We start from the raw sequence: 13,730 nt of genomic DNA on the forward strand, positions 1-13,730 counted from the left end.
AGGATTGCTCTTCATGCAATCCGTGGACATGAACCTGTTGGCGGTGCTCGACGCGCTCCTGCAGGAGGGAAGTGTCAGCGGGGCTGCCCGTCGTCTGCACCTGACGCCACCGGCGGTCAGCCGGAGCCTCGGTCGGTTACGGGCGATCACGGGTGACCCGCTGCTGGTGCGCGCAGGGCGGAATTTGGTGCCGACACCGATTGCCGACAGCCTGCGCGAGCGCACCCACGAGGTTGTCGCAGCCGTGCATGAAATTCTGGGGCCGTTGCAGGCGCCGTCCGACGACGAGTTGGAACGCACGCTGCATCGCGTGTTCACCGTGCGAACCGGCCCCGACAACGCGAACGCCTTCGGGCCTGCGCTGTTCGAGGAAATGCGTTCTCGCGCTCCGCAATCGGGGTTGCACCTGGTCGGCGACGATGCGGGGGCCGCGGAGGCACTGCGCGACGGGCAGATCGATCTCGTGCTGGGCAGCCCGATCGCCGGCAACGCCAACGGCCTGCACCGCGAAGTGCTGCTCACCGATACGGTGGTGATCGTCGCCCGCCGCGACGGCGCCTTGGCGCGTACATGCAAGGCCGCAGGCCCGACGGCGGCCCAGCTGACCCGGTATCCGCATGTCAATCGCGTCCCTGAATCCGTCTGGCACGAGGCGGCGGATCTCCAGCTGGCCGAGCGCGGACTCGCCCGCACAGTGGCAGCCACGGCGCCCGGATTTGCGGCGGCGTTCGCATTGGTCCGCAGCGCCGATCTGATCTGCCTGGCGCCTGAACGGCTGACCCGGCGGAGTCTCGGAGCCGATCTACGCAGCTGGCCCAGCCCAATTCCGCTGCCCGAACTCGTCATCGAACAGTGCTGGCATCACCGCAGCCATAGCGACCCCGAACACCGTTGGCTACGTGATCGCGTTCGCGCAGCGGTGAGCGCTGTCAGCGACTGAACGCCCACGCCGCCATCAGCGGAAGCTCTTCTTTCCAGAAGGCGTCGCCATGCGATCCGACCCGCTCGCTCATGACCACGTCCGCCCCAGCGCAGCGCAGCGCGTCCGCCCACCGAGTCGCGTTCTCGAGAAAGAACGGCTCCAACGTGCCGGCGACGAAGTACGCGCGCGGAAGCGGATTTGGCATCACGTCGGGCGGTTGGTAGCCCGCACCCGGCGAGGCGCAGAAGATCGTGCCGTAGACATCGGGATGCCGCAGCCCGAGAGCGACTGCCAGTTCTCCGCTCGCGGAGACTCCGAACACCGCGGTTCGTTCGACGGGCAGCGAGACGCCGAAACGCGATCGGGCCCACTCGCGGACGTCATCGACGAAGAACTTCTCGTGCGCCGCGAAGCGCTCCGGGGCGAAATGTGGTGAGTACTCCTGCAGCCGCGCTGTCTCATCGGACCGTCGGTGGACGCCGACAATCATCGTGGAGGGCGTGTCGGTTGCCTCGAGGAACCCGCCCCAGCCCGAAATCAACTCACCGTCACCGGCGAACACGATGGCGTCGGGCGGGTCTGGTGGAACGTACACCGTGACCCGCCGTCCGCCGTCGTAATCGAACTCTTCGGTGACGAGATGCCCCGAGCCGCCGTTCTCGATCCTTCGGTAGTCCACGTTCGACACCCGATCGATCAATTGCGCCGATGTCAAGGTGTGCCTACGTACCCCAGAGCTCTTGAATGGTGTCGTACACCGCCTGCTTGTGGGCGAACTCGATGGTGTTGCCGTCGGGATCCTTGATTGCCGTCGTGTAGCCGATGTAGTCGCCCATGTCCATGGGTTCCCAGGCCAGCCCGTGCATCTCGCGGCCCTGGGCGGCGGCCGCGTCGACGTCCTCGCGGTTGGGCACCTCGATGCCGAGGTGCCCGAAATGCTGGAGGATCGGAATGTCGACGTCGGATTCAATGTCGAAGCGGTCCGCCAGTTTTGGCCCGAACTCAGCGAGCACCAGGATGAACGGCGGATCGACTTGGCCTTCGTGGGACAGCCAGGCGCCCCGCCCGAGGTTGTCTTCGTTCCTGCGCACCAGGACCAGTGGGGTCACCGCCTCGTAGAACGCGATGGACCGGTCGAGGTCTCTGACGGGGAGGGCGACGTGTGTCCAACGGGTCTCAGTCAAATGCGTCATGACATTTCTCCTCACATCGTGTGTTTCACTGGCGCAGTTCGTATTTCGCGGATCTGGGATTCTCCTGCGCCCTGACTATCCCGACGATAGGCGCCACTTCGAATGCGCGGTAGTAATTGTTTTCTATGTCAGAGTTGCGTGCCATGCAATCGGCTCCGTGTCAGACGGAGGCGACTTGCAGGCTCATCGCGTCACGCGCGTGCGGTACGCATCGAGCGCGGCCCTGCGCACAGGTGTTAGCGTCCCGTAATGCCGGAGTCCCAGGAGGTGAGCGGCGCCGCGCCGCTGCGCCGGGGCCTTTCGCAACGACAGCTGAACATGATCGCGCTCGGTGGCGTGATCGGCGCCGGCTTGTTCGTCGGCTCCGGGGTCATCATCGGCGAAACCGGACCGGGTGCCTTCATCACCTATGCGATCTGCGGAGTCCTGGTCGTTCTCGTCATGCGGATGCTCGGCGAGATGGCCACCGCCAACCCGTCGACCGGTTCGTTCGCCGACTACGCCCGGCAGGCGCTCGGCGGCTGGGCGGGTTTCTCAGTCGGCTGGCTGTACTGGTACTTCTGGGTGGTGGTGGTCGGCTTCGAAGCGATTGCCGGCGGAGCGGTGCTGTCGTACTGGATCAAGGCGCCGCTGTGGCTGCTGTCCGGCATCCTGATGGTCGCGATGACAGCGACCAATCTGTTCTCCGTGGCCGCCTTTGGGGAATTCGAATTCTGGTTCGCCGGAATCAAAGTCGCGGCGATCGTGGCATTTCTGGCGCTGGGAACTCTGTTTGTTCTCGGGGTCTGGCCGCAGCACGGCCTCGACTTCAGCAACCTGACCGCGCACGGCGGCTTCTTTCCCAACGGCATCGGAACGGTGTTCGGGGCCACCTCGGTGGTGGTCTCGGCGATGGTCGGAGCCGAGGTGGCCACGATCGCGGCCGCCGAGACCGCGGATCCCGAACGCGCCGTGGCACGCGCGACCAAATCGGTGGTCGTCCGGATCGTCATCTTCTACCTCGGCTCGGTGTTTCTGCTCGCGGTGATCGTGCCGTGGAATGCGGAGCGCCCCGGTGTCTCGCCGTACGTTGCGGCGTTGGGGCAGATGGGGATTCCCGCCGCGGGCCACATCATGAACGCGGTGGTGCTGACCGCGGTGCTGTCGTGTTTGAATTCCGGGCTCTACACCGCGTCGCGAATGCTGTTCGTGCTGGCCGCCCGCGGCGAGGCGCCGGTCGAATTGGTCAAGGTCGGTCGCCGGGGTGTGCCGTATGCGGCGATCCTGGTGTCCTCGGTCGTCGGATTCGTGTGCGTCCTGATGGCCTGGGTGGCACCGGAGGCGGTGTTCACCTTCCTGTTGAAATCATCTGGCTCACTGGTTCTTTCGGTGTATCTGTTGATCGCGTTATCACAGATCGTGCTGCGGCGGCGTACGCCGCCGGCGCGGTTGCGGGTGAAGATGTGGTTGTTCCCCGGTCTGTCGATTCTCACTGCGGCGGCGCTGGTCGGGGTGCTGGTGCTGATGGCATTCGACAGAAGCGCCCGCACCGAGCTGTGGTTGGGACTGTTGTCCTGGGTGGTCGTTCTGACGCTGTACTTCGTCCCACGCTGGTGGCGTAGACCGGAGAAGCCCGAGGCGGTCGTCACACCGACCGGCAAGGCCAGGCGCGTCCTCGTGTTGGCCAACAAAAACGTTTCCACGGGTGAGCTTTTCGACGTGCTGCGCCGCGTCGACGCCCAGCAGCGCGCCGAGTACTTCATCTGCGTGCCGGTGAACCCCGTCGACACCGGCCAGGCCGAACGCACCGGACCGGTGTTCGTCCTCGATGCCACCGTCACCGCCGCGCACGACCGGCTCGACGCGATCCTGACCGCGATGCGCGGTATCGGGCTGTCCGCCGACGGCGAACTCGGTGACTACCGGCCGCTGCGGGCACTGGACGCGGCGGTGCGGCACTTCCACCCCGACCAACTGGTGATCGCCGAAGCCCGTTCGGCGTGGCTGCGGCTGGGCATGGTCGACAAGGTGCGGGCGGCCTACCCGATCCCGGTGCTACACGTGGTGCCCGGACGGCCGTCGGCGCTGAGTTCGGCCTGAGGAGTCGATGAGCACCACACCGCAACTGCGCCAGGGGTTGTCGCAGCGCCAGCTCACGATGATCGCCGTCGGCGGCATCATCGGCGCCGGATTCTTCGTCGGCTCCGGCGTCGTCATCGGCAAGGCCGGCCCCGCGGCGTTCCTGACCTACGCGGTGTGCGGCCTGCTGATCATCCTGGTCATGCGGATGCTCGGCGAGATGGCCGCCGCGAATCCCTCGACGGGGTCCTTCGCGGAGTACGCCCGAGAAGCGTTGGGCGGCTGGGCGGGCTTCTCGGTGGGCTGGATGTATTGGTACTACTGGGTGATCGTCGTCGGTTTCGAGGCGGTTGCCGGGGCGAAGGTCATCACCTACTGGTTTCCCGCGCCGCTGTGGTTGCTGTCGCTGTTGTTGATGGTGCTGATGACGGCGACCAACTTGTTCTCGGTCTCGTCGTACGGCGAGTTCGAATTCTGGTTCGCCGGAATCAAAGTCGCGGCCATCGTGGCATTCCTGCTACTCGGCTCGGCGTGCTCGTTCGGGCTGTGGCCGAACCGGCATGCCGACCTCTCCAACCTGACGTCGCATGATGGATTCCTCCCCAACGGAATTCACGGCGCGGTCGGTGCCATTGTGGTGGTGATCTTCTCGATGGTCGGCGCCGAGATCGCGACCATCGCCGCCGCCGAGACGGCCGACCCGGAGCGGGCCATTCGGCGGGCGACCAACGCGGTGGCCGCACGTATCGCGATTTTCTTCGTCGGATCGGTCTTTCTGCTGACGATCGTCCTGCCATGGAACTCGTTGCAGCCCGGCGCCTCGCCGTTCGTCGCGGCATTGAAGCAGATGGGCATCCCGGGTGCGGACCACCTGATGAACGCGGTGGTGCTGACAGCGGTGCTGTCGTGTCTGAACTCCGGCCTGTATTCGGCGTCTCGAATGCTGTTCGTGCTGGCCCGGCAGGGCGAGGCGCCGGCCCGCCTGCTCGAGGTCAGCGGACGCGGCGTGCCCTACCTGGCGATCGTGGGCTCGTCGCTGGTGGGTTTTCTCTGCGTCATCATGGCCGCGGTCGCTCCGGACACCGTGTTCCAGTTCCTGCTCAACTCCTCGGGCGCCGTCGTGTTGCTCGTCTACCTGCTGATTGCGTTGTCGCAGATCGTATTACGCCGCAAGACGCCGCCCGGAAAGCTGCGCGTCAAGATGTGGTTCTTCCCGGTGCTGTCGATTTTGACGGTGGCGGGTATCGCCGCGGTGCTGGTGCAGATGGCGTTCGATGCGGACGCCCGCGTGCAGTTCTGGCTCAGCCTGCTGTCCTGGGCGGTCACAGTCGGGCTGTATTTCATCACCAAACGCGTTGCGGCCCGGTCGGATTAGCCCGTCTTGGTCAGCAGCACAGCCTGCTCGAACGGCAGTCGGGCAAAGACGCGGTGCGCCGCGCCGCCGACGTGCGACGCCGCCTGCTCCTTGCTGACGGTCTGCGGATTGGCGACGCCGAAAGTCTTGCCGTGGCGGCGCATGCGGCCCCCGCCCGCGGCGTTGAGGTTCTTCAGCCAGTCGCGATCCGGGCCGTAGGTCAGCAGGATTGCCACGCCGGGCTTGCCGTCGACCTCCGCTTTGAAGACCGTCAGCGGGGTGCGGTAGGCCTTGCCGGAGCGCCGGCCGACATGTTCGAGGATGCCGAAGGACGGGGCCCAGCCCGCCCAGATTCGCTGAATCGGGTTGGTGACGTGCCGGTTGAATCGGGCGAGTCGTTGCGGTAGTTGCATACCGTCATCCAACTCCCATTGCATGGGCCGCCTCAAGAACTTCCCGGGGCCGTTATCGACGACGCCAGACGGCGGAATGACGCGTCCGCCCGGACCGTCTGAGGCCAGCGTGACTGGTGAGACTAAAAGGGACTTAATTGGTTAAGTATTTGTGTTTAACCAGCCGTACAGGGGTCAATATATGTGACACGGGCCACAGCACCGCGCGGTATTGCCTGCTTGGGCGGGTCACCCACCCAACGGGCGGGCCCATTAGGGGTGGGGGGACACAATGACTGATCTACACGTCGAGGGAACACCGGGCGAGGCCGTGACGAGTTTGTTCGGCGCCTACCGGGGGCTGTCGGACTCGACTGGCTCGATTTCTCGCGCTGAGCTGGCTGACCGGACCACCGCGGAACTTGCCGAACTCCGTCAGGCCGTAGCGGCGGGGGCAGTCAGCGGCGACAACGACTTCGCCGACTGGTGCACACGGACCGACCAGCTGATCGTGGCCGAGTCCTATCAGCGGTTGTACGCCCAGGCTGCGATCGATGCGAAGGCCGCGGCCATCATCGACGAGGAGCGCCGCCTCGCGTGCGAGGCAACCTGAGCTCTCCGGTCGGCCCGAGTTGGCTCGAGCGCTGAGGAGCGGCCGCCGCTATTTCAGGGCGTCATCGAGGTTGATTGCCGCGCTGATCAATGCCAGATGGGTGAAAGCCTGCGGAAAGTTGCCCACCTGATCGCCCGTCGCGCTGACCTGTTCGGCGTACAGCCCGACGTGGTTGGCGTAGGTGAACATCTTTTCCAAGGCCAGTTGCGCGTCCGCCAGCCGACCGGTGCGAGTGAGCGCTTCGACGTACCAGAACGAGCAGATCGAGAAGGTGCCCTCCTCGCCGTCCAAGCCATCGCTTTCGGGGTCGTATCGGAAGACCAGACTGTCGGTAACCAGTTCCCGCTCAATGGCTTTCAGAGTGTTGAGGAATTTCGGATCGGCGGGTGACAAGAACTTCACCATCGGCATGAGCAGCGCTCCCGCGTCGAGCTCGTCACCGTCCTCCGTTTGGGTGAACGATTCTTTCTCGGTGTTGTAGCAGCGGGTCATGATGCGCTCGTAGATCTCGTCGCGGGCGCGCGACCACGCCACGATGTCACCCGGTAAGCCCCGCTGGCGGGCAACGCGGATGGCGCGTTCCAAGGCCACCCAGCACATCAGCCGTGACGTGGTGAACGCGCGCGTCTCACCGCGCACCTCCCACATTCCGGCGTCCTCCCGGTCCCAGTTGTTCATCACCCAGTTCACGACGCTGACCACGTCGCGCCACGCCGCGTCGCTGATGCCCGGGCCGTACTTGTTGAACAGATAGATCGAGTCGATCAGGTCGCCGTAGATGTCGAGCTGCAGCTGGTCGGCGGCCGCGTTGCCGATCCGTACGGGCTTGGAATCACGATGTCCGGAAAGGTGTTTGAGCTCGAACTCGTCCGGGAGATTGCCATCGATGTCGTAGAGAACCCGCAGCGGCCCCAGCTCTCCGTCGGCCCCGTGGGCGGTGCCCAATCGTTCGGACAGCCACCGGATGAACGACTGCGCCTCGTCGACGAAGCCCAGGCGCAGCAACGCGTACAAGGTGAATCCCGCGTCGCGCATCCAGACGTAGCGGTAGTCCCAATTTCGTTCGCCGCCGATGAGCTCAGGCAGGCTCGCGGTGGGGGCCGCGATCACCGCGCCACTGGGTGAGTGCGTGAGTAGTTTGAGCGTGATGGCCGAGCGGTGCACCGTCTCGCGCCACCGGCCGACGTAGTTGGACTTCGAAATCCATTGCCGCCAGAAGGAATTCGTACTCTCGAAAAGAGTGTCGGTGGAGCAGAGTCCGTCCGCGGAGGGCTCTTCCCCGTCGGCCAGGACTTCGAGGACGAAGCGAGCGGTCTCGCCCCGCGAGAGATGAACGTCGGCTGTCACTGTGTCGCCGTCGACGGTCAGCGGGACGGTGGCCGAAAGGCTGAGTCTGACCCCACCGCCGGTCAGCACGACGCTTGTGTCACTGAGGGATTCGACGGCACACGACTCCCGTGCGTAGTCGGGCCGTGCATCCAGTTCCATCCGCAGGTCCGCGGTTCCGCGCACGCCACGAACGCGGCGAACAAGCCGTTGCCGGTCGCCGCCGGCGCCGTCCGGGGCCACCGGCATGAAATCGTTGACCTCGGTCACTCCGTGTGGAGTCAGGAAGCGGGTGATCAGGACGGCGGTGTCGGGGCGGTAGAACTGCTGAGTCCGGGTCACGTCGCCGATCGGGCTCAACCGCCAACTGCCGCCGTCGTCCTCGTCGAGGATCGCGCCGAAAACGCTCGGCGAATCGAAGCGGGGGACGCAGAACCAGTCGATGGTGCCATCCGTGCCCACCAGCGCGCAGGTACGCATGTCGCCGATGAGGCCGTGATCGGCAATGCTCAGCCGACGCTCACTCATCAGGTAGGTGCCACCCTGACGGGCCGGGCAGCGTGCCCGCCTCGTCCGGTCCCCAGGTGCCTTGGTCGTAGGGGATGGTCTGCGGTGGCGCGTCGAGGATCGGTTGGCACACCTGCCAGATGCGGTCGACCTCGTCGGCGCGGGTGAACAGCAGTTGATCACCGCGCATGACGTCCAACAACAACCGCTCGTAGGCCTCCAGAGGGGTGTCCTCGGGATCCTGCTCGGCGACGTCGAGCAGCATGTGCACCCCCATGACGTCGAGCTCGGGACCGGGCCGCTTTGCGTTCAGGCCGAACTGGACGCTGGGGGAGTCGCTGAGTTCCAACACGAGTTTGTTGGGGTTGCGTGCCTCGTCGCCGAAATAGCTCGTCTTTTGCCCGCGGAAGGTCAATGTGACGGTGCGGCGAGTGTCGGCAAGACCTTTACCGGTGCGCAGATAGAACGGAGTGCCGCGCCAGCGTTCGGTATCGACGACGGCCTCGAGCGCAACGAACGTCTCGACCGTCGACTCGTCAGACACATCGTCTTCGGCGCGGTAGCCGTCGTACTGTCCGAAAACAGTCCGGTCCGGGTCGAACGGTTGGAGCGCGGCGAAGACGCGCGCGACTTCGTCACGAACCGCTACCGAGTCGAGGCTCGCGGGGGGCTCCATCGCGATGAAACCCAGCACTTGAGCGAGGTGCGTCGAGATCATGTCGCGGAAGCAGCCGGTCGACTCGTAGAACGCGCCGCGGCCTTCGATGCCACCGGATTCGGGAACGTCGATCTGAACGGACTCCAGATGTGTTGAGTTCCAGAGTGGTTCGATCACACCATCGTTGGCGAATCGCAGCGCCAGAATGTTCTGTACGGCTTCCTTGCCCAGGAAGTGGTCGATCCGGAAAATCTGCTCTTCGCTGAGCACCTCCTTCAATGCCGCGTCGAGTTCACGAGAAGATTCCAGGTCGGTTCCGAAGGGCTTCTCGACCACGACCCGCGCATCGGAAGTCAGATCCTGCTCCGCGAGCATGCCGATCATCGGCTGCATCGCATCCGGCGGCACGGAAAGGTATATCAGCGTGCGTGATTCGTCACCGAGGCGGTCGCGGGCCGCCCGCACCGCCTCGGCCAGATCGCTACCGTCATCGGCGCTGGAGGCCGTGAACGACAGCCGACCCAGGAACTCCTCTGCGATCGCGTCGTCGACGTCGTCGACAAATTCATCCAGGGCAGACCGCACGGAATCGCGGAATTCGTCGTCGGAATCCGGCGCGTGGCGACCCGAACCGATCACCACATAGTCCTCGGGCAGGCGACCGGCCTTGGCGAGCCGGTACAAGCCGGGAAACAGTTTGCGACGGGCCAGATCTCCTCGTGCTCCGAAGAGAACGAATACCTGAGGGGTCGATGTCATCACGCCGCCTTTGGCTCGATGTTACGCAGCGCGTTGTCGATGACTTCGGTCAACGCCGGATGTATCCAGAATGGCCGCCGACTCAGGTCGGTCGCGGTGATGTCGAATTCGATGGCCAGGACCAGTGTCTGGATCAGGGTGGACGCCTGCGGTCCCATGATGTGCGCACCGAGTACCAGGTCGGTGTCCTCGTCCACGATCACCTTGCAGAAGCCGGTGTCGTCCTGCAACGCCCATCCGTAGGCGACATCGCTGTAATCGACTTTTCCCACAACGTATTTGACATCTGCATCGCGACAATCCCGCTCGGTACGGCCTACCGATGCGATTTGCGGGTCGGTGAACACCGCCGACGGCACATGGTCGAGGTCGACCCGGCGCAGGTCGTTCGGGTTGTGCAGGTTGTGGGCCACCACTTCGGCTTCGCGGTTGGCGACATGCTTGAGCGGCACGGACGTACTGACGTCGCCAAGGGCGAAGATGCCCTCGACCGAGGTGCGACAGAATTCGTCGACTTTGATGCGGCCACTGTCGTGGGTCTCGATGCCGGCCACATCGACGTCCAGCCGATCGGCGTTGGAGGTGCGGCCGCTGGCGACCAGCAGCATGTCGGCCTGTACGGTGCTGCCGTCGTCCAGAGTCAGCAGCAAGTCGCCCGGGGTGCCGGATAATTCGGTGAGTTCGGTGCCGAGTCGCAGGTCGTGGCGCTGCGCCATCAGATCGGTGAAGGCGACCCGGATGTCGTCGTCCTGCGGTCCACCGAGTAAGTGCTCACCCCTCTCGATGATGGTGATGTGGCTGCCGACAGTGGCGAAAACGCGCGCGAGTTCGGCTGCGATGTACCCACCGCCCAACACGGCGAGTCGCTTCGGCGGCGCGTCGACCCGCATCACGGTGTCCGACGTCTCGTAGGGCAGGCCGGACTCGGCGACCACCGGGGGAACGACCGGCCTTCCGCCGCAGGCGATCACGATGCGATCGGCGGTGATCACTGTCGACTGCCCGTCTTCTGTGTCGACTGAGAGTTGGCGCGGCCCGGTGAAGCGGGCGTGACCGGCATACAGCGTGATCCAGTCGGACTTCTCCCGGCCGCGACGCCCGCCGTCCGACACGTGATCGGTGTGACCGAACACGCGGTCGCGCACCTCGACCCAGTTGATCGATCGGAGATCGGCGTCAACGCCGAAAGAGCCGGCACTGGTGACGGTTTCAGCTACTTCAGCGGTGTAGGCGAGCAGTTTCGAGGGGATACAACCGAAATTGAGGCAGGTTCCTCCGACCCGCCGGTCCTCGATGATGGCGACGTCGAGATTCTTGAACGAATCGTCGGTCACCATGTTGCCCGAACCACTGCCGATGACGACGAGGTCGTGGTGTGTCGTCGTGGTCATCAGAACGTCTCGGTGAGATCGTCGTCCGGTAGCGGACCCAGGGTTTGAAAGCTGTCGAGATAAGGGGAGATGTCGCCGCGCGTCGTCCAGTCGCGCAGTTGCTTTTCGGAGCGGCGCGACACCAGCGATCTGGCGAGATCGAAGTCCGTTGCCGTGACGACGACCTCAGCGTCGTCGACTCCGCCACGGGAGGCCCAGGTCCACGAATCACCCACCAACGCTATGGGTTCGAGTTGAGCGACGGCGTCGCTGAACTTCTGGACGAACATGTCGCGAATGGCCGCCTGCGCCGGCGTGTGCTGTCCACCGCTGCGCCCGAGGGCCCCGCGGAGATCCTGTTCGTGGATAACGATGTCACCGAGCGGGCGGGTGTTGTTCTGCTGCATCCACTCGACGAGAGGCGCGCGCAGCGAACGCCATTCATCGAGCAGCTCGGAAAGGCTGCGGTCGGTCCGCTCGCGCACCTGCCGCTGTGTCCAGTCGCTGTTGTGATCGTCGGGCTCGTCACCGGCCAGCACGTCGGCGTCCAAGCCGATCATGTGTGCGAGCAACTGCTGGACCGTCCAGTCTGGACAGGCCGGTACCGCCCTGTTGGCGGCAGCGGTGTCGAGATCTGCCACGAGATCGATCACCCGGTCTTGAGCCTGGGTCCATTGTTCAAGCGCGTCCATATCATTCTCCTACCTGATTGACTGCGGCGAAGTTGTTGCCGCGCAGGCTGTTCAGTTGCCGGATGTGGGCAAGGTCGAGTTGTCGATGACGTAGCGAAAAGCGACGTCGTTGTCGGCGATGTCGTCGAACGCATCGTTGATCGATTCGGCGTCGATGACGCGGATCTCCGGGTCGACCCCGTGCTGGGCGCTGAAATCGAGGACCTCTTGGGTCTCTTCGATGCTGCCGATGAACGAGCCGGCGATTGTCACCCGCTTGACGGAGACCTCGGCGAAGTTGATCGCGTCAGCCTGAGTCGCCTCGAGCATCCCCACGCTCACCAACGCCCCGTCGTGCTTGAGCAGCGCGACGTACGGCTTCATGTCGAACGAGGCCGGAATGGTCGACAAAATGAAATCGATCGAGCTGGCGTGATCGCCGAGTTGATCGTCGTCGGACATGACGACGACATCGTCGGCGCCCAACTCCAACAACGCATCTCGTTTACCGGGACTGGTGGTGAGCGCGATGACCTGATCGGCACCGCGGGCCTTGGCCAGCTTGATCGCGATATGCCCGAGCCCGCCCGTTCCCGCGACGGCGACGGTCTTGCCGGGCCCGACGTCCCAGTGCTGCAGCGGTGACCAGGTCGTGACTCCCGCGCACAGCAAGGGCGCGGCTTTCTCCAGCGCGAGCGCGTCGGGAATGCGCAAGACGAAGTGCTGGTCGACGACGATAGAGTCGGAATAGCCACCGAAGGTGATGTCACCAGTGCGGGGATCCTTGGCGTTGTAGGTGAAAACCGCTGGGGGATCTTGATATTGCTCGTCGCCCTTGCCCTTCTGACTCTCGTCTCCCCAGTAGACGAGGCAGCCCACTCCCACCCGATCGCCGACGGCGTGACGAGTCACGTCATCGCCGACGTCGCTGACGATTCCCACGATCTCGTGTCCGGGCATGCAGGGATAGTTCGTGGCCAGCGACGAGTCGAAGTCGTCGCGAGCTTGATGAACGTCGGAGTGACAAATTCCGCAGAACTTGATCTCGATCCGTACATCCTCCGGTCCCACCGGAGGCCGGTCGAATTCCATCGGCGCTAGCGGGCTCTTCGCATCGGGGGCGGCGTAACCGAGATTGGCGGGCACAGGCAACTCCTTGGGGTCGTGTCCAGACGCCTGGCCTGCCGAGCGGCCTTCGCGGACGACCGAGACAATTCCCGTCCTGCGGCTGCCTCAAACTGTGAGCAGCTACTTGGAAACCCCGTCCGTCCAAGCGCACGTGTGCTCCGAATACCTGTTCACAAGTATGAGGAGGATCACAATGACGCATCCGACCGTCGACGGTTTGCCCGAACAAGCCACCTCCACATTGCTCGGGATCTGCGCCCAGCTGTCTCAGTCGCGACATCCGGGTCTGGCGTGCTGGGCCTCCGCCGTGTCGGACGCGTTGTTGATCCGCCTGGTCTCGGTCACCACCGGAGCGCGCGTCGAAGATGCCGGTGACACCCCGTGTTCGTTGAAATCCCTGACGGCCGCCGAGTTGGAGGGGCTGCACGCGGTGCTGATGGCCGCGGCCGAAGCCAGCGACGACGAGTCGGTCGTGACGTGGTGTACCAGGGCTTATGGCTTGATCATCGCCGACTTCTGCCGCCGTGAGCTCGAGCAAGCGGCTTTCGACGCCAAAGCCGCCGCGATCGTCGCCGAAGAGCGTCGGCTGGCATGTCTGACCCGGCCGGCGCCCTGTTCGGTCGCCGAAGTCGCCGGTGGCTACGTCCACGAATAGACGCAGCGGCCCGCCGCGGGTCTGGTGTGACGGATCGCTCGGGTGAACAACTACACCCTGTAGTCGACACGGTCTCGACAGCTGGGACACTGGAGTACGTGGATCGCCCAGTTGGCGCGGCTTC

13 protein-coding genes are annotated in these 13,730 nt (G+C 64.7%); 5 read left to right on the forward strand and 8 right to left on the reverse strand.

Features of this window, described 5'->3' with window-relative positions; genetic code table 11:
* Window positions 1-13: 13 nt before the first annotated feature.
* Window positions 14-940, forward strand: coding sequence for a LysR family transcriptional regulator (locus CYU59_RS04520; RefSeq protein WP_292976345.1), 927 nt, complete (start codon window positions 14-16; stop codon window positions 938-940).
* On the opposite strand, the gene CYU59_RS04525 is transcribed toward CYU59_RS04520, so the two are convergent.
* Together CYU59_RS04525 and CYU59_RS04530 are read right to left on the reverse strand one after the other, a co-directional pair.
* Entirely contained in the window at window positions 930-1,601 is a 672-nt protein-coding gene (locus tag CYU59_RS04525) for an alpha/beta hydrolase-fold protein (protein ID WP_292976347.1), read from the reverse strand. The genes CYU59_RS04520 and CYU59_RS04525 overlap by 11 nt on opposite strands.
* 43 nt (window positions 1,602-1,644) lie before the next feature.
* Complete coding sequence (locus tag CYU59_RS04530) at window positions 1,645-2,115, reverse strand: VOC family protein (RefSeq protein WP_292976349.1); 471 nt, start codon at window positions 2,113-2,115, stop codon at window positions 1,645-1,647.
* A gap of 249 nt (window positions 2,116-2,364) precedes the next feature.
* On the opposite strand from CYU59_RS04530, the gene CYU59_RS04535 reads away from it, so the two are divergent.
* A complete protein-coding gene (locus tag CYU59_RS04535; protein ID WP_292976352.1) occupies window positions 2,365-4,194 on the forward strand; it encodes an amino acid permease in 1,830 nt (609 codons plus the stop codon).
* 7 nt (window positions 4,195-4,201) lie between these two features.
* Window positions 4,202-5,548 (forward strand): amino acid permease, encoded by a 1,347-nt coding sequence (locus CYU59_RS04540; RefSeq protein WP_292976354.1) that lies wholly within the window; start codon window positions 4,202-4,204, stop codon window positions 5,546-5,548.
* Here the strand turns inward: CYU59_RS04540 and CYU59_RS04545 are convergent.
* Entirely contained in the window at window positions 5,545-5,940 is a 396-nt protein-coding gene (locus tag CYU59_RS04545) for a nitroreductase family deazaflavin-dependent oxidoreductase (protein ID WP_292976577.1), read from the reverse strand. The genes CYU59_RS04540 and CYU59_RS04545 overlap by 4 nt on opposite strands.
* A gap of 271 nt (window positions 5,941-6,211) precedes the next feature.
* Between CYU59_RS04545 and CYU59_RS04550 the strand changes: the two genes are divergently transcribed.
* A complete protein-coding gene (locus CYU59_RS04550) occupies window positions 6,212-6,532 on the forward strand; it encodes a hypothetical protein (RefSeq protein ID WP_292976356.1) in 321 nt (106 codons plus the stop codon).
* A 48-nt stretch (window positions 6,533-6,580) separates the two neighbouring features.
* Here the strand turns inward: CYU59_RS04550 and CYU59_RS04555 are convergent, their stop codons facing one another.
* The 5 genes from CYU59_RS04555 to CYU59_RS04575 are packed head-to-tail and all read right to left on the reverse strand — an operon-like array spanning window position 6,581 to window position 12,969.
* Window positions 6,581-8,386 (reverse strand): glycoside hydrolase family 15 protein, encoded by a 1,806-nt coding sequence (locus CYU59_RS04555; protein WP_292976359.1) that lies wholly within the window; start codon window positions 8,384-8,386, stop codon window positions 6,581-6,583.
* The gene (zwf, locus tag CYU59_RS04560) at window positions 8,379-9,782 is read right to left on the reverse strand and encodes a glucose-6-phosphate dehydrogenase (RefSeq protein ID WP_292976362.1); all 1,404 of its coding nucleotides are present in this window, start codon (window positions 9,780-9,782) and stop codon (window positions 8,379-8,381) included. The genes CYU59_RS04555 and zwf overlap by 8 nt, the downstream gene beginning before the upstream one ends.
* Window positions 9,782-11,173, reverse strand: a complete 1,392-nt coding sequence (locus CYU59_RS04565; protein ID WP_292976365.1) for a mycothione reductase — start codon at window positions 11,171-11,173, stop codon at window positions 9,782-9,784. Before CYU59_RS04565 ends, zwf begins: the two co-directional genes overlap by 1 nt.
* The gene (locus CYU59_RS04570) at window positions 11,173-11,844 is read right to left on the reverse strand and encodes a maleylpyruvate isomerase family mycothiol-dependent enzyme (RefSeq protein WP_292976368.1); all 672 of its coding nucleotides are present in this window, start codon (window positions 11,842-11,844) and stop codon (window positions 11,173-11,175) included. Before CYU59_RS04570 ends, CYU59_RS04565 begins: the two co-directional genes overlap by 1 nt.
* A 51-nt stretch (window positions 11,845-11,895) precedes the next feature.
* On the reverse strand, window positions 11,896-12,969 hold the full coding sequence (locus tag CYU59_RS04575; protein WP_292976370.1) for an NAD(P)-dependent alcohol dehydrogenase: 1,074 nt from the start codon (window positions 12,967-12,969) through the stop codon (window positions 11,896-11,898).
* 175 nt (window positions 12,970-13,144) lie between these two features.
* Here CYU59_RS04575 and CYU59_RS04580 point away from each other — a divergent pair, with 175 nt between their 5' ends.
* Window positions 13,145-13,606, forward strand: coding sequence for a hypothetical protein (locus CYU59_RS04580; protein WP_292976373.1), 462 nt, complete (start codon window positions 13,145-13,147; stop codon window positions 13,604-13,606).
* Window positions 13,607-13,730 lie beyond the last annotated feature (124 nt).

The sequence above is a fragment of the Mycobacterium sp. genome, from assembly GCF_002863225.1.
Taxonomy (GTDB): domain Bacteria; phylum Actinomycetota; class Actinomycetes; order Mycobacteriales; family Mycobacteriaceae; genus Mycobacterium.